Annotated in this window: 9 protein-coding genes; 4 read left to right on the top strand and 5 right to left on the bottom strand. The window is 66.5% G+C overall.

Annotation, left to right across the window (positions count from 1 at the left end):
* The 5 genes from IB236_RS14965 to IB236_RS14945 form a co-directional block, all read right to left on the bottom strand.
* Entirely contained in the window at window positions 1–1,116 is a 1,116-nt protein-coding gene (locus IB236_RS14965; protein ID WP_121942968.1) for a cell division protein FtsZ, read from the bottom strand.
* A 16-nt stretch (window positions 1,117–1,132) separates the two neighbouring features.
* Window positions 1,133–4,657, bottom strand: a complete 3,525-nt coding sequence (smc, locus tag IB236_RS14960; protein WP_192421343.1) for a chromosome segregation protein SMC — start codon at window positions 4,655–4,657, stop codon at window positions 1,133–1,135.
* Window positions 4,658–4,918: 261 nt separating this feature from the next.
* Complete coding sequence (locus IB236_RS14955) at window positions 4,919–5,983, bottom strand: diguanylate cyclase (protein ID WP_108499451.1); 1,065 nt, start codon at window positions 5,981–5,983, stop codon at window positions 4,919–4,921.
* Window positions 5,984–6,116: 133 nt separating this feature from the next.
* Complete coding sequence (locus tag IB236_RS14950; RefSeq protein ID WP_056745054.1) at window positions 6,117–9,212, bottom strand: EAL domain-containing protein; 3,096 nt, start codon at window positions 9,210–9,212, stop codon at window positions 6,117–6,119.
* 271 nt (window positions 9,213–9,483) lie between these two features.
* Complete coding sequence (locus tag IB236_RS14945) at window positions 9,484–10,935, bottom strand: short-chain fatty acyl-CoA regulator family protein (RefSeq protein WP_192421342.1); 1,452 nt, start codon at window positions 10,933–10,935, stop codon at window positions 9,484–9,486.
* 134 nt (window positions 10,936–11,069) lie between these two features.
* On the opposite strand from IB236_RS14945, the gene IB236_RS14940 reads away from it, so the two are divergent.
* The 4 genes from IB236_RS14940 to IB236_RS14925 are packed head-to-tail and all read left to right on the top strand — an operon-like array spanning window position 11,070 to window position 16,602.
* Complete coding sequence (locus IB236_RS14940) at window positions 11,070–11,465, top strand: acyl-CoA thioesterase (protein ID WP_056745058.1); 396 nt, start codon at window positions 11,070–11,072, stop codon at window positions 11,463–11,465.
* Window positions 11,462–12,619: a 2-methylcitrate synthase gene (gene prpC, locus IB236_RS14935; protein WP_192421341.1), complete on the top strand. Its 1,158-nt coding sequence runs from the start codon at window positions 11,462–11,464 to the stop codon at window positions 12,617–12,619. Before IB236_RS14940 ends, prpC begins: the two co-directional genes overlap by 4 nt.
* A gap of 33 nt (window positions 12,620–12,652) precedes the next feature.
* Window positions 12,653–15,289 (top strand): Fe/S-dependent 2-methylisocitrate dehydratase AcnD, encoded by a 2,637-nt coding sequence (gene acnD / locus IB236_RS14930; RefSeq protein WP_192421340.1) that lies wholly within the window; start codon window positions 12,653–12,655, stop codon window positions 15,287–15,289.
* A 41-nt stretch (window positions 15,290–15,330) separates the two neighbouring features.
* Complete coding sequence (locus tag IB236_RS14925) at window positions 15,331–16,602, top strand: PrpF domain-containing protein (protein ID WP_192421504.1); 1,272 nt, start codon at window positions 15,331–15,333, stop codon at window positions 16,600–16,602.
* Window positions 16,603–16,606: the final 4 nt, after the last annotated feature.

Here is a 16,606-nt window from a genome sequence, read left to right as displayed (position 1 = left end):
TCAGCTGAAAAGGCGCCGCGCCAGCACCGACCCCGCCGACAGATCGCGTCCATCGAGCTGGTCATACAGCAGCTCCAGGTCCGCAGCGATCGGGTCCATGGCCATGGCGGGCAGCGGCGTGCCGTTCTGGTCGCACAGCACGCCATCCATGGCCTGGCACAGGGCGGCGGCCACGTCGCGCAGGCGGGCAAAGGGCTGCTCGGTGCGGTGCACCTGGGCGACATCCAGGCTCAGGGTGATGTCGCGAATCGCGGACTGGTCCGGGTCTTCGGCCAGCGCGGCCTGGGTGTCGTACCCCAGGGTGAGCAAGGGCGGCAGGCCCTGGGTGCTGGCGGGCAGCACCAGGCGGCCGGGCATGGCGCCGGGCACGAAGCCCAGGCGGGCAGCGTTCTGCTGCACGTAGCCAGGGCTCCAGGCGGCCTGGCGGGCGCGCAGCATGAACATGAGCTGGGCGTCGTGGTCGCTGGCGAACTGGTCCAGCTCACGCGCGCGGGCCACTTCCTGCAGCATGTCGGGGAAGTCGGGGGCGGCGTTGATGGTGTCGGCAAAGGCCTGGGCCTTGACCACGAACTCGGAGAACTCGATCTCGTTGAGCGCGCCCATGCGGTTGGCCAGTTGCACGCCGGCCTGGAAAGACTGGTAGCGCTGGCCAGGGGCCGGGGTCTCCCACTGCTGGGTGGCTTCGTTCAGGCCTTCGATGGCAAAGGGCTTGCTGCCTGCGCGGCGGGTGGGCGGCAGCGCGGCCAGCGCCGCATCGCCCGACACCACATGCTCGGGCTGCAGCGAGGCGATCACGTCGATGAGCGGGTCCAGCCCGGGGCGGCGCTCGGACGAAAACGGTGGCACGGGCAGTTGCAGGGCGTCGCCCGCATCCACGGTGTGTTCAGACGGCTCCGGCCCCCGGTCCAGGCCATGGAACTCGCTGGGCGGCATTGCCCCCGCTGCAGCGGCATCAAAACCCGGCTCCAGGCGCTGCGCGGGCTCTGCCGCTGGGTCGTGCTCCGTGGGCAAGGCGCGCTTGGGCGCGTTGCGACGCGAGGTCCAGGTGTTGTAGGCCACGATCAGGGCCAGCACCAGGCCACCGATGATGGCGAGACTCAGTTGCAATGTGCTCATGTTTGAATCAATGGGTTCAAGCGTCCACCATCGTCAGGGCCGACTCCATGTCGACGGCCACGATGCGCGACACGCCCTGCTCCTGCATGGTCACGCCGATCAGTTGCTCGGCCATTTCCATCGCGATCTTGTTGTGGCTGATGAACAAAAACTGCGTGCCCTTGCTCATGCTGGATACCAGCTTGGCATAACGCTCGGTGTTGGCGTCGTCCAGCGGCGCGTCCACCTCGTCCAGCAGGCAGAACGGCGCGGGGTTGAGCTGGAAGATGGCAAACACCAGCGCGATGGCCGTGAGGGCCTTTTCGCCCCCCGACAGCAGGTGAATGGTCTGGTTCTTCTTGCCAGGTGGCTGGGCCATCACCTGTACGCCGGAATCGAGAATTTCGTCGCCGGTGATGATGAGCTTGGCCTGGCCGCCACCGAACAGCTCGGGGAACATGCGGCCAAAGTGCGCGTTCACGGTGTCGAACGTGCCCGAGAGCAGCTGGCGCGTTTCGCCGTCGATCTTGCGGATCGCGTCTTCCAGCGTGTTCATGGCCTCGGTCAGGTCGGCGGTCTGCGCATCGAGGAACACCTTGCGCTCGCTGGCCAGCTTCAATTCATCCAGCGCGGCCAGGTTGACGGCGCCCAGTGCCGCAATCTCGCGGTGCAGGCGGTCGATTTCGCTCTGCAGGCCGCCCATGCGCACATTGCCCTCGGTGATTGACTGGGCCACGGCTTCCAGATCGGCCTGAGCGTCTTGCAGCAAGGTGGTGTACTGCTCCAGGCCCAGGCGCGCGGCCTGTTCCTTGAGCTGGAACTCAGTAATGCGCTGGCGCAGCGGGTCGAGCGCGCGCTCCAGCTGCATGCGGCGCTCGTCGCTGGCGCGCAGCTTGGTCGTCAGATCGTCGTATTCGCTGCGCTGGGCGGCGAGCGCCTTTTCGCGCTCCATCTTCACTTCCAGCGCGGCCTGCAGGCCGCCTTGCGCAGCCGCATCCGACAGGCGGGCAAGCTCATCGCGCGCACGCTGCTCTTCGTCGGCCAGGGCCTTGGCCTGTTGTGTGGCGGTTTCGATAGAGCGGTTGAGTTCGCCCCGGCGCGCCTCCAGGCTGCGCTGCGAGAACGTGGCCTCCTGCGCCTGGCGCTCCAGCGTGCGCTGCTGTTCGCGGCACGCGGTGAGCTTGCGTTCGGCCTCAATGACCTTGTCGCCCAGCTGGGCCTCGCGCTCCTGGCTGTCGGCCAGCTGCATGTCCAGCTCTTCAAAGCGGGCCTCGGCGGCCACGCGGCGTTCCTGCAGGTCGGCCAGCTGGGCTTCGACCTCGGCCAGGTCGCCATCGATCTGTGCGCTGCGGGCGCGGGTCTGCTCGGCCAGCTGGGTCAGGCGCAGGGTTTCGACCTGCAGCTCGTGGGCACGGCTTTGTGTTTCGGTGGCTTCGCGGCGTGCGGCCACGAGGCGCTGCGAGGCATCGGCATAGGCCGCTTCCGCACGGACCAAAGCGGTGCGTGATTCTTCGGCGATCAGGGCCTGCGCGCGCAATTCCTTTTCGAGGTGCTCGATCTCCTGCGCGCGGGCCAGCATGCCGGACTGCTCAGAGTCCTGCGCATAAAAGCTCACGCTGTGGGCGCTGACCGCATGGCCGGTAGGAACAAACACCACCTCCCCGGGTTGCAGCGTGCTGCGGCGGGCCAGGGCGTCGTCCAGCGTGGGGGCGGTGTAGCAGCCTTGCAGCCAGTCCACCATCACGGCACGTAGGCCGGCATCGTTCAGGCGCAGCAGGTCGGACAGGCGAGCATGGGGCGACGATGTTTCCGGGTGGCCCGCAGCGGGGGCGCTGTAGAAGGCCAAGCGCGCGGGCGGCGCGTCGTTGCCGCCCGAGCCCAGGAAGCCGCGCACCATGTCCAGGCGCCCTACTTCCAAGGCGGCCAGGCGCTCGCGCAGCGCCGCTTCGAGCGCGTTTTCCCAGCCGGGTTCGATGTGGATACGGCTCCACAGGCCCTGCAGGCCATCGAGGCCGTGCTTGGCGAGCCAGGGGCGCAGCTTGCCGTCGGTCTTGACCTTTTCCTGCAGCGCCTTGAGTGCCTCCATGCGGGCCGACAACTCGGCCTGGCGTGCGCTCTCGCGGTTGACGGCCTGCTGGCGGGCGCGGCGGTCGTCGTCCAGCTGGGGCACGGACTCCTGCAGCTCGTGCAGGCGGGCTGCGGTGGTTTCGGCGATCTCTTGCGCTTCTTCGAGTTGCTCGCGCAGGTTGGTCAGGCGGGCCTCATCGGGCGCGGCCAGCGCATTGCGGTCGGTGCGCAGGCGCTCGAAGCGGGCATCGAGCTGACGGCTTTGCTCGTCAAAGCTGCGCTGCTCGGCAGCGAGCACGCCAATCTGCTGCTGCACCTGCACCACGGCAGTCCGTTGCTCGGCCGTGCGGCTTTGCGCCTGGCGCAGGGCCTCTTCCAGGTCGGGCATCTGCATGGCCTGCTCTTCCACCTGGGCGGCCAGCAGCTCGGCGCGTTCTTCGGCGTCCACACCCGCACCGGCCAGGTTCTCCAGCTCGATGTCGGCCTCTTCCTTGCGGGTCTGCCACTGCGCGATCTGCTCGGCCAGTTGCACCAGGCGCTGTTCCACGCGCTGGCGGCCCTCGACCACGTAGCGGATCTCGGCTTCGAGCTTGCCGACCTCGGCCGTGGCCTCGTACAGCTTGCCCTGGGCCTGGTTGACCTGGTCGCCCGCGGCGTAGTGGGCCTGGCGGATAGTTTCTAGGTCGGACTCGACGGCACGCAGGTCGGCCATGCGCGATTCGAGGTCGTTCACGGCCTGCAGGCCGTCCAGGCGCACCTTGTTCTGCTGCTCTTCGGCCTCGGCCCGCTTCAAAAACCACAGCTGGTGCTGCTTGAGTGTGGCGTCGGAGTTCAGCGCGTTGTACCTGGCGGCCACCTCGGCCTGCTTTTCGAGCTTTTCGAGGTTGGCGTTCAGCTCGCGCAGGATGTCTTCGACCCGCGTGAGGTTCTCGCGCGTGTCCGAGAGGCGGTTTTCGGTCTCGCGGCGGCGCTCCTTGTATTTGGAGACCCCGGCGGCCTCTTCGAGGAACAGGCGCAGCTCTTCGGGGCGGCTTTCGATGATGCGGCTGATGGTGCCCTGGCCGATGATGGCGTAGGCGCGCGGCCCAAGGCCGGTGCCCAGAAACACGTCCTGCACGTCGCGGCGGCGCACGGGCTGGTTGTTCAGGTAGTAGCTGCTCGTGCCGTCGCGCGTGAGCACGCGGCGCACGGCCACCTCGCCATATTGGCCCCACTGGCCGCCTGCGCGGTGGTCGGAGTTGTCGAACACCAGCTCCACACTCGCACGGCTGGCCTGCTTGCGCGTGGTGGTGCCGCTGAAGATCACGTCCTGCATGCTCTCGCCACGCAGTTCGCTGGCCTTGCTCTCGCCCAGCACCCAGCGCACCGCATCCATGATGTTGGACTTGCCGCAGCCGTTGGGGCCCACCACGCCCACCAGTTGCCCGGGCAGCATGAAGTTGGTGGGTTCAGCGAACGACTTGAAGCCAGAAAGCTTGATCGAGGTAAGACGCACGGATCAGAAGGCGGATAAATGCAGGAGGGACGCGGGGGTCAACCAGGGCGCCGGTGCGCAGTCCCGGCGTAAAACACACCGGCAGGGCCGGGTGTGGGCAAGGCCGGAATGATACCGCGCCGCCTGCCCGCCCCCCGGCCTCGGGGGCCGTGGGTGGCGCCTGGGGGCACTGCGCAGGCGAAAAATCGGCAAAAACGGCCTGATGCGCTAGTGTGATATGGCTTGTTTGCTATCAAATTTGATAGCTAAAAGCGGGCAACATCAATGCAGCACACACACCTGGTTACGCCCACCCGACTTGGCCTGGAACAGTGCTTCGTCTGCGCGGGCCACCGCCTGGGGCAGGTGCTGCAGTGCAGAGATTTCGCACGCGCCAATCGACACGGTGAGCTGCTCGGGATCGGTGATGCTCTCCACCGCGCGGCGCAGTTTCTCGGCCACCTTCAGCGCGTCGGGCAGCGCGGTCTGCGGCAGGCAGACCAGAAACTCCTCGCCGCCCCAGCGAATGATCTCGTCGCCACGCCGCAAGGTGTCGGTCAGCACCCGGGCCACCGCCTGCAGGGCCTTGTCGCCCGCGTCGTGGCCAAAACGGTCATTGATGCTCTTGAACCGGTCCAGGTCCATCAACAGGATGGACGAGACGGGCTCAAACAGCGAGGCGCGGTACACGCGCCGGTCGATCAGGTCCACCGCATGGCGGTTGAGCAGCCCGGTGAGCGCATCGTGGTAGGCGGCGCGCTGCAGCTCCTGGCGCTCGGCGGCCACGGTCATGAGGGAGCCGAACAGCTCGGCCAGCCCTGCAAACAGGCTGACGCCGACTTCATCAAAGTAGCCATCACGGTCGGCATACAGCACAAAGATGCCGCTGTAGCCGTTGAAGGTGGAGGCGATGGGCAAGGCCAGCACGTGGTGGATGTCGTGGTGGCGGGCTGCGTCGCGCCAGGGCCCAAACGGCGAAAACTGCGACACCGTGAAAGGGCCCGCAGACTTGCCGTCCAGCGTGGTGAAGGCAGGGCCAATACGGGTGAGCAGGTTGCGTTCGATGTTCAGCGATTCGGCATAGGCCGCCGCCGGGCCTGCAAACACCTGCGGGCGGATGGTGTGCGTGTCGGTCGGACCGAACCAGGTCCAGGCCAGGCGGATGTGGCTGGAGACATCCACAATGGCCTGGCACACCCCGCGAATGATCTCCAGCTCGCTGCGCCCCAGGATCAGCTTGGCCGAGCGCTTGAGCAGCATCTCGGCAATCACCGAGCGTTCGCGCTGCGCGTCAAAGCCCTGCGTCAATGGCGAGGGTGCGGGCGGCGAAGGCTTTTTGAAGAACATGAAGGCGGCAGCGGTGGAGCGCCTGCATCATAGGTGGCGCAGCCAGACTGCGGTTGCAAAGGGTTTCCGGCGGCGTGTTGCCACCTGCACCACGCGTAATGCACGCCACCCTGCGCCCGCCGCAGGCCCCGCGTCATCCAAGGCGCCCGTCCAGGGCGCCATTGGTTCGGCGCACCAGCGCCTCAAACTCCGCCACTGCCACGGGGGGGCTGAGCAGGTAGCCCTGCCAGGCGTGGCAGTGGTGGCGCTCCAGAAACTCGCGCTGCGCCTCGGTCTCCACGCCCTCCGCAATCACGCGCAGGCCCAGGCTGGTGCCCAGCGCCACCACCGTGCGCGCAATCGCCGCGTCATTGGGGTCGGTCAGCACATCGCGCACAAAGCTCTGGTCGATCTTGAGCTGGTCCAGCGGCAGGCGCTTGAGGTAGCTCAGCGACGAATAGCCAGTGCCAAAGTCGTCCAGCGAAAAGCCCACGCCGTAGCCCTTGAGCTGGCCCATCTTGTCGATGGTGTCTTCCACGTCTTGCAGCAGCAGGCCTTCGGTCATCTCTAGCTTGAGCTGGTGGCCGTCAGCCCCCGCACCCGCTAGCGCCGCAAGCACCTGGGCAACAAAGCCGCTTTGGTGGAACTGCCGTGGGCTCACGTTCACGGCCAGGCTCAGCAAGGCAAGGTCGGGCTGCTGGGCCCATGCGGCCAGCCGCCGACAGGCTGCCTGCAGCACCCACTCGCCAAGCGGCAGGATCAGGCCGGTTTCTTCGGCCAGCGGGATGAAATGCGCGGGCGAGATGAATCCATCGCGCGGGTGCCGCCAGCGCAGCAGCGCCTCGGCCCCGGTAATGCGGCCGTGGTCGATCTGGGGTTGGTAATACAGCTCGAACTGGCCCTGGGCCAGGCCCACCCGCATGTCCAGCTCCAGCGTGGCGCGGGCGCTGACCGCAGCCTGCATCTGGGGGTCATAAAAGCGCAAGGTGTCCCGCCCCGCGTTCTTGGCCTGGTACAGCGCCAGGTCGGCACGCTTGAGCAGCTCGTCCACGGTCTCGCGTGTGCCGCTGTAGATGGTGACGCCCATGCTCAGCGAGCTGTGGTGCGCAGCGCCATCGATCTGGTAGGGCTCGCGCAGCACACCCAGGATGCGCTGACCTACGTCCTCGGCGCGCGCTGCGGCCTCCTCGGGGCTGTCGCCCAGGTCTTCCAGCACCACCACAAATTCGTCGCCGCCCTGTCGGGCCACGGTGTCGTCTTCATGCACACAGCCGCGCAAACGGTGCGCCACCTGCAACAGCAAGGCATCGCCCCGGTCGTGGCCCCGGGTTTCGTTCACCGTCTTGAAGTTGTCCAGGTCCAGCATCAGCAGTGCACCACTGCGCTGGTGGCGCGCGCTGGTGGCCAGCGCCTGCTGCAGCCGGTCCATTAGCAAACGGCGGTTGGGCAGGCGGGTGAGCGGGTCGTAGTAGGCCAGCTGGTTGATCTCTTCCTCGGCGGCTTTGCGCTCGCTCAGGTCCTGCATGGTGATCAGGCGCCCCCCCTCGACAAAAATGCCGGAGATCTCCACCGGCTTGTACTTGCCGTCCGCACAGCGGATCGTGTACTCGGCCAGCGGGATCACGCCCAGGTGCCTGGTGTCCAGCAGCCTCTGGCGGATCGCGTCGCGCTCTGCAGCGTCGGGGTAGGCGCGCTGCCACCAGGTGTCGGTGTCGGGCACCTCCTCCTGCGTGTAGCCGCAGATCTGGACATACCGCTGGTTGCGAAAGCTGATGAGCCCATCGTCCTGCACCAGGCACAGCCCCATGGGCAGGCGCTCCAGAATGCTGCGCAGGCGTTGTTCATTGGCCCGCAGGTTTTCTTCCATGCGCTTGCGCGCAGTGATGTCCTGCACCACGGCAATGTGGTGGCCGGGCGCGGAGCCTGACGCCCACATCGACGACACGGTCAGGTCGCCCCAGACCTCGTGCCCGTCCTTGTGGATGTAGCGTTTTTCCAGCCGGTACTCGGGCACATCGCCGCTCTGCAGCCGCCTCACTTGCGCCAGGTCCGCTGCCAGGTCATCGGGGTGGGTGAGGCTCTGAAAGGTCATGCCCACCATTTCCTCCGGGCTGTACCCCAGGATGTCGGCGTAGCGCTGGTTGACGCGCACAAACTGGCCCGTGGCCGAGTCCACCTGAGCGACACCCACGGTGGCCTGGTTGAAGAGCGCACGGAACCGCTCCTCACTCTCGCGCCGGGCATCGTCGGACAGCTGGGCGCGCACCAGCGCCAGGGTGCGCTGGCGCACCAGCAGGGCCACGACGGAAGCCAGCAACAACGACACCACCGCGGCCGCCAGCCCGGCCAGCCACGGCAAGCGCGTCTCCGACGCCGTCAGGAACGACCGGGTCGGGTAGAAAGTAAGCTGCCAGCGCCGGTCATGCACTCCCAGCTCACGCACCAGGGGCCGCACACCGGGCAGGCCCGGGGCCGTCTGCTCCAGCAGGGGGCGCACCATGGCATCGCCCGAATCCGGGCGCACCGGGCCGAGATCCGCCATGGCGACAGCGATGCCGTTCAGAAACCCCTGGCTGCCCAGCCCCTGCACCAGGTCATAGACCCGCAGGGTGGACGCCACCGCGCCCACAAAACGCTGCTCGGCCGTGCCGGCGGTGGGGTCGAACACCGGCACGCGGATGACGATGCCTGCGCGATGTGTTGTCTCCTGCAGCAGATCGAACGGAGCCGACACAACGGTCTGTCCGCTGTCGCGGCTGTAGCGCATGGCGGCAAGGTTGGCGGGCTGGGCACTGATATCCAGGCCCAGCACCCCCTCGTTGCCGAACATGGGCCAGAGATACTCGGCCACAAAGTACTCGGCACGCTCGCCGGGCGGGTGGATCTTGAACTGGGGCAAGCCGTCGGGTGACAACGAGGTGTCCGCCCTCACCCTGGCCTCATAGGCCTCGCGCTCACGCCCAGGCACCCAGCGCGTGAAAGACAGGTTGCGAACACCGGGGTAGCGCTGGCCCACCTCCATCTCGCTGGCGGCCCGTTCAAAGTCCAGGCGCGACAAGCGGGGGTTGGCCGTGAACAGGCCCCGCAGGCCGTTGACCACCTCGGTGTGACCGGCAATGCGCTGGCTCAGCGCCTCGGTGAACGCCCGCGTCTCCTGGGTGAAGCGCGCTTCTTCGATCTGCGCCATCGACGCGGCCTGGTGCTGCGCCAGCCACAGGCTCACCACCAACCCCAGAACGGCCACACCCATGCCCGCCACCCAATGCCGATAGCGGCTTGGGGGTGCCAGGGCAGCCAGCGGGGAAGAAGTGGAAGAAGTCAGAGACGTGCCTTTGCTTTGCTGGCCGGGGAGCCGACCAGACACCATGCAAATTGCGCAGGATAGCGGCAATCCAGCCACTGTGGAGCCAACATTTGGTTACGGCGAAAAATTTAAGAAAAAAGTGCCTCTAGCGCCACAGCGACTTACCTCACAAGCTATGAAATGATGAGCATATTTCGCCACCAGAACGCCCACGGGTTTACCCGACAACTGCCCCTGGCGCCACGGGGTACGGCGCGAAACGGCTGTGGTTTTCATTCACATCCAACGCCCGCCCGATGGGCGGAAACGCGCGTTGCGGACAGGCGTCTCGCTCGCACACCTTGCAACCCATGCCAATCGGCACGGCGGCCTCGGGGTTGGCCAGGTCCAGCCCGCGTGAATACACCAGCTGCGACGCGTGGCGGATGTCACACCCCAGGGCTACGGAGAACTCCTTGCCGGGCACACCCCAGCCGCCGCCGCTGCGCGATACCACACGCGCCACCCACAGGTAGGCGCGACCATCGGGCATGCGTGCCACCTGCGGCACGATGCGGCCTGGCTGTGCGAAGGCCTCGTACACATTCCACAGTGGGCAGGTGCCACCGATCTTGCTGAAGTGAAAGTGTGTGGCCGACTGCCGCTTGCTGATGTTGCCCGCGCGGTCTACCCGGATGAAGAAGAACGGCACGCCGCGCGCACTGGGCCGCTGCAGCGTGGACAAGCGATGGCACACCGTCTCGAAGCCGACACCAAACTGCTGGCCCAGCCGGTCGATGTCGTAGTGCGCCGCTTCGGCCGCTTGCAAAAAGGCCGTGTAGGGCAACACCAGCGCCCCCGCAAAGTAGTTGGCCAGACCGATGCGCGCCAGCGCCCGGGCCTGGTCGCTGGACAACCCGGCGCCAGCGGCCAAACGTTGCAGCTCGGCGCCCTGCTCCAGAAACGCCAGCTGCGTCGCCATCTGAAACGCCCGCTGCCCCCGCTCCAGGCCCGCCGCCAGCTGCAGCACGCCGGCATCGGCCTGGAATACCCGTTGCGCCTGCCCGGGCAGGTCGGTCACATCCACCACACGCACTCCGTGGGCCACGAGCAGGCGTTGGGCCAGCGCTTCGTCCGCTCTCCCGGGCAGCAGGCCCCATTCGGCGGCACAGCGTTCGGCAGCATCGTCCAGCTCGGCAATGTGGTTCTGGCGTGCAAAAAAGAAGTCGCGCACTTCTTCATAAGCCATGGGCGGATGTTGGGCCACGGTGCCCTCGCCGTCCCGGTCATTGCCCAGGGCGGCCAGGCGCTCCAGCGCCTGACGGTGCCTCTGGTGCAACGCCAGCAGCGTGCGCGCCACAGCGGGCATGCCTGCGGCCAGCTCGCGGATCTCTGCCAGAGACACGGCATCGCCAGCACCCTCCCCGCCGACCCCGGCAGGCAAGTCGGCCAACACCTCGCGCAGGCCCGTGATGAGGCGCGCCTCATCGTCGTCTGAGAAGCGCTGCACATCCACGCCGAACACCGCGTTGATCTTGAGGAGTACAGGCACGGTGAGCGGGCGCTGGTTTTGCTCCAGCTGGTTCAGGTAACTGGCCGATAGGTCCAGCGCCCGGGCCAGCGCAATCTGGGTCATGCCGCGCTCTTCGCGCAGGCGGCGCAGGCGCACACCCATGAAGGTTTTTTTCATTCCATCTTTCTCGGTGCTCTTTGGTCGCACCCTGATCGCCATTCGCAATATTCGCAAATTGACGGGTTTTCGTTCGCAATCATTCGCCAATTCAGGACTTACAGCGGAATGCCATTGTGCGTAAATTGCGAAGCATGACAACCCCCACTGGCACCGTCGAACTGACGGAAATCGTCTTCCCCGCAGAAGCCAACCACTACGGCACGCTGTTCGGCGGCAACGCCCTGCAGCTCATGGCCAAGGCGGCGTTTCTGGCAGCGCGCGGCGCCGCACAGCGCGATGTGGTGATGGCGGGCGTGACCGACGTGCGTTTTCTGGCCCCCGTGCCCGTGGGCCATGTGCTCACGCTCCGCGCCTGGGTCACCCGCGTCGGCCGCAGCTCGCTCACCGTGTGCGTGACCGGTCTGGCCGCCACGCTGGGCTCGCCCCAGGACGAAGTGCTGAAGGGGATTTTTGAAATGGTGGCGGTGGATGGCAAAGGCCGCCCCGCTGCCATCACCAACACATATGTAAACCAGGAGACCGCATGACTACCACCGTTGAAACCCCGGGCTTCAAGCCCAAGAAGTCCGTCGCGCTCTCGGGCGTGGCGGCGGGCAACACCGCCCTGTGCACCGTAGGCCGCACGGGCAACGACCTGCACTACCGGGGCTACGACATCCTCGACATTGCCGAGGTCTGCGAGTTTGAAGAAATCGCCCACCTGCTGGTACACGGCAAGCTGCCCACACGCGCCGAACTGCGTGCCTACAAGTCCAAGCTCAAGGCCCTGCGCGGCCTGCCGATGAGTGTGAAGCAGGCGCTGGAGCAGCTGCCCGCCGCCAGCCACCCCATGGACGTGATGCGCACGGGCGTCTCGGCCCTGGGCTGTGCGCTGCCTGAAAAGGACGACCACAACCTGCCGGGTGCGCGCGACATTGCCGACCGGCTCATGGCATCACTGGGCTCCATGCTGCTCTACTGGCACCACTGGGCCAGTTCGGGCCGCCGCATCGAGGTGGAGACCGATGACGACTCCATCGGTGCGCACTTCTTGCACCTGCTGCACGGCTCCAAACCCAGCGCTGCCTGGGAGCGTGCCATGCACACCTCGCTGAACCTGTATGCCGAGCACGAGTTCAACGCCAGCACCTTCACCGCCCGCGTGGTGGCCGGCACGGGCAGCGACATGTATTCGGCCATTACCGGCGCCATCGGCGCGCTCCGGGGCCCCAAGCATGGCGGCGCGAACGAGGTGGCTTTCGAGATCCAGAAACGCTACGACAGCCCGGACGAAGCCGAGGCCGACATCCGCCGCCGCGTGGAGGCCAAGGAGGTGGTCATTGGCTTCGGCCACCCGGTCTACACCGTGAGCGACCCACGCAATGTCGTCATCAAGGGCGTGGCGCACAACTTGTCGCAAGAGGCTGGCAGCACCAAGATGTATGACATTGCCGAGCGGCTGGAGACCGTGATGTGGGAGGTGAAAAAGATGTTTCCCAACCTCGACTGGTTCAGCGCCGTGAGCTACCACATGATGGGCGTGCCCACCGCCATGTTCACGCCGCTGTTTGTGATTGCCCGCACCAGCGGCTGGGCGGCACACATCATCGAGCAGCGGCAGGACAACAAGATCATCCGGCCGAGTGCGAACTACACCGGGCCCGAAGACCTGGCGTTCGTACCAATCCAGGACCGCAAGTAAAACCAAACGGCCGAAGCCCCCTGCCCCACGCTCATGAACACTCTGTACCGCAAGAAGCTGCCCGGCACGCAGCTCGACTACTTTGATGCCCGCGAGGCTGTCGAATCCCTGCAACCGGGCGCCTGGGCCACCCTGCCCTACACCGCCCGGGTCCACGCCGAAAACATCGTGCGCCGCGCCGATCCGGCCACCATCAACGACTGCCTGCGCCAGCTCGTCGAGCGGCGCAGCGACCGCGACTTCCCCTGGTACCCGGCACGCGTGGTGTGCCACGACATTCTGGGCCAGACGGCGCTGGTGGATCTGGCGGGCCTGCGCGATGCGATTGCCATGGAGGGTGGCGACCCGGCCCAGGTGAACCCTGTGGTGCCGGTGCAGCTGATCGTGGACCACTCGCTGGCCGTGGAATGTGGCGGGTTTGACCCCGATGCCTTCGCCATGAACCGCGCCATCGAAGACCGCCGCAACGAAGACCGTTTTCACTTCATCGAGTGGACCAAAAAAGCCTTTGCCAATGTGGATGTGATCCCGGCGGGGAACGGCATCATGCACCAGATCAATCTGGAAAAAATGTCGCCCGTGGTCCATGCCGACCGGGGCTTGGCCTACCCCGACACCTGCGTGGGCACCGACAGCCACACCCCCCATGTGGATGCGCTGGGCGTGATCGCCATCGGCGTGGGCGGCCTGGAGGCCGAGAACGTGATGCTGGGGCGTGCATCGATGATGCGGCTGCCCGAAATCGTGGGCGTGGAGCTGACCGGACATCGCCAGGACGGCATCACCGCCACCGATGTGGTGCTGGCGCTCACCGAGTTTTTGCGCAAGGCCAAGGTGGTGGGCGCCTATCTGGAGTTCTTTGGCGAAGGCGCCGCCAAGCTCACGATTGGCGACCGCGCCACCATCTCGAACATGGCGCCCGAATATGGTGCCACGGCGGCCTTGTTCAGCATCGACGAACAGACGCTGGAGTATCTGACGCTGACGGGCCGCGAGGCGGAACAAGTGAAGCGGGTCGAGGCGTATGCCAAGACAGCGGGATTGTGGTCCGACACCCTCAAAGATGCGGTCTACGCGCGCAACCTGGTGTTCGACCTGTCGAGCGTGGTGCGCAACCTGGCCGGCCCCTCCAACCCGCATGCGCGCGTGGCCACGTCCGACCTGGCGGCCCAAGGCATCGCGGGCCCCTGGGCCATGCCCGCACCACAGGACGGCACGATGCCCGATGGCGCTGTGGTCATTGCCGCCATCACCAGCTGCACCAACACCTCCAACCCGCGCAACGTGATCGCCGCCGCGCTGCTGGCGCGCAACGCCAACCGGCTGGGCCTCACGCGCAAGCCCTGGGTCAAGACCTCGCTGGCGCCCGGCTCCAAGGCGGTGGAGCTGTATTTGAAGGAAGCGGGCTTGCTGGCCGACCTGGAAAAGCTCGGCTTTGGCATCGTGGCCTTTGCCTGCACCACGTGCAACGGGATGAGTGGGGCGCTGGACCCTGCCATCCAGCAGGAGATCATTGACCGCGACCTGTACGCCACCGCCGTGCTCTCGGGCAACCGCAATTTCGACGGGCGCATCCACCCCTATGCCAAGCAGGCGTTTCTGGCCTCGCCCCCGCTGGTGGTGGCCTATGCGATGGCGGGCACGGTGCGTTTTAACATCGAAAAGGACGTGCTGGCGGTGGTGGACGGCCAGGCGATTCGCCTCAAAGACCTATGGCCCAGCGACGCAGAAATCGACGCCGTGGTGAAAACTGCCGTGAAGCCCGCGCAGTACCGCGCAGTGTACGAACCCATGTTCGCCATCCGACACGACGATGGCCAGCGCGTGTCGCCGCAGTACGAGTGGCGCCCGCAGTCCACCTACATCCGCCGCCCGCCCTACTGGGACACCGAGGGCATCGGTGCACTCGCCGCCCACCCGCGCACGTTGAAAGGCATGCGTCCGCTGGCCCTCCTGCCCGACAACATCACGACCGACCACCTGTCGCCATCGAACGCCATCCTGCCGGACAGCGCAGCGGGCGAATACCTGGCCCACATGGGCGTGCCCGAGGAGGACTTCAACTCCTACGCCACGCACCGGGGCGACCACCTCACCGCCATGCGCGCCACGTTTGCCAACCCGCAGCTCGTCAACGAGATGGCCGTGGTGGATGGCAAAGTGAAAAAGGGATCGCTCGCCCGCGTGGAGCCCGAAGGCCGGGTCATGCGCATGTGGGAGGCCATGGAAACCTATCTGAACCGCCGCCAGCCGCTCATCATCATTGCCGGTGCCGACTACGGCCAGGGGTCGAGCCGCGACTGGGCCGCCAAGGGCGTCCGGCTGGCGGGTGTGGAGGTGGTGGTGGCCGAGGGCTTCGAGCGCATCCACCGCACCAACCTGATTGGCATGGGGGTGTTGCCGCTGGAGTTTGAGGCGGGGGTCAACCGCACTACGCTGGGGCTGGATGGGACGGAGGTGTATGGCGTGGAGGGAGACATGCAACCCCGTACCGACCTCACCCTGGTCATCCACCGCAAGAATGGCGAGGAAACCAAGGTGCCCATGACATGCCGACTCGACACCGCCGAAGAGGTCTCGATCTACCAGGCGGGCGGCGTGCTGCAGCGCTTTGCGCAAGACTTCTTGGCCAAGAATACAGAACCAAAACAGGCTCTGGCGCCCGTCTAGCAAGCGCCACGCGCTATCCAATTTGATGATTCTCCATGAGCATTTTTCCCGCACCACAGATCCGCATCCCCGCCACCTACCTGCGGGGCGGCACCAGCAAAGGCGTGTTCTTTCGCCTTGACGACCTGCCCGCCCCCGCCCAGCAACCCGGCCCGGCGCGGGACGCGTTGCTGCTGCGCGTGCTGGGCAGCCCAGATCCGTACGGCAAGCAGATCGACGGCATGGGCAATGCGTCGTCGAGTACCAGCAAAGCGGTGATCCTGTCGCGCAGCACGCGGCCGGGCCACGACGTGGACTACCTGTTTGGGCAGGTATCCGTCGACCAGCCCTTTGTGGACTGGAGCGGCAACTGCGGCAACCTGTCGGCCGCTGTGGGGCCGTGCGCCATCCACATGGGGCTGATCGATGCGGCGCGTATTCCACAGAACGGCACCTTTCCGGTTCGCATCTGGCAGGCCAACATCGGCAGGACCATCGTCGCGCATGTGCCTATCACCCAGGGGCGGGTGCAAGAAACGGGTGACTTTGAATTGGACGGCGTGACTTTTGTCGCCGCCGAGGTGGCGCTGGAGTTCATGGACCCGGCGGACGATGGCGATGATGGGGGAGCCATCTCGACAGCGCCGGGCCGCCCCAAGCTGGCGAGGGCCCCCTCGGGGGGCAGCGAACCACACGCAGTGGGGAGCGTGGGGGCGTTATTCCCGACGGGCAACGTGGTGGACACCTTGGAGGTGCCCGGGGTCGGCAGCTTTGCCGCCACGCTGATCAACGCGGGTATCCCCACCCTCTTTCTCAATGCACAAGAGCTGGGTTACACCGGCACCGAGCTGCAGCGGGTCATCAACGGCGATGCGGCGGCACTGGCGCGCTTCGAGACGATCCGTGCATACGGCGCCCTGCGCATGGGCCTGATCCAGCACGTGAGCGAGGCCGCCACGCGCCAGCACACGCCCAAGATCGCGTTTGTCGCACCGCCGGCGAGCTACACGGCCTCCAGCGGCAAAGCCATTGACGCCAAGGACATCGACCTGCTGGTGCGCGCTCTCTCCATGGGCCAACTGCACCACGCCATGATGGGCACGGCAGCGGTGGCCATTGGCACGGCCGCAGCCATCCCCGGCACGCTGGTCAACCTGGCAGCGGGCGGGGGCATGCGCAGCAGCGTGCGGTTTGGCCACCCCTCGGGCACCCTGCGCGTGGGGGCCGAAGCAGCGCAGGTCAACGGCCAGTGGAAGGTGACCAAGGCCCTCATGAGCCGCAGCGCCCGCATCCTGATGGAAGGCTGGGTGCGGGTGCCGGGCGACATTTTTTAAAGCA

Origin of the sequence: Acidovorax sp. ACV02, from assembly GCF_014851475.1 — a bacterium.
In the GTDB taxonomy this organism is placed as follows: Bacteria; Pseudomonadota; Gammaproteobacteria; order Burkholderiales; family Burkholderiaceae_C; genus Acidovorax; species Acidovorax delafieldii.
This window is presented reverse-complemented; position numbering and strand designations above follow the sequence as displayed.

What these genes read in the sequence shown, in the direction of transcription:
- IB236_RS14965 (WP_121942968.1), bottom strand. Translation starts at nt 1,116, where the DNA reads ATGAGCACATTGCAACTGAGTCTCGCCATCATCGGTGGCCTGGTGCTG.
- IB236_RS14955 (WP_108499451.1), bottom strand. Translation starts at nt 5,983, where the DNA reads ATGTTCTTCAAAAAGCCTTCGCCGCCCGCACCCTCGCCATTGACGCAG.
- IB236_RS14950 (WP_056745054.1), bottom strand. Translation starts at nt 9,212, where the DNA reads ATGGGTGTGGCCGTTCTGGGGTTGGTGGTGAGCCTGTGGCTGGCGCAG.
- IB236_RS14945 (WP_192421342.1), bottom strand. Translation starts at nt 10,935, where the DNA reads ATGAAAAAAACCTTCATGGGTGTGCGCCTGCGCCGCCTGCGCGAAGAG.
- IB236_RS14940 (WP_056745058.1), top strand. Translation starts at nt 11,070, where the DNA reads ATGACAACCCCCACTGGCACCGTCGAACTGACGGAAATCGTCTTCCCC.
- prpC (WP_192421341.1), top strand. Translation starts at nt 11,462, where the DNA reads ATGACTACCACCGTTGAAACCCCGGGCTTCAAGCCCAAGAAGTCCGTC.
- acnD (WP_192421340.1), top strand. Translation starts at nt 12,653, where the DNA reads ATGAACACTCTGTACCGCAAGAAGCTGCCCGGCACGCAGCTCGACTAC.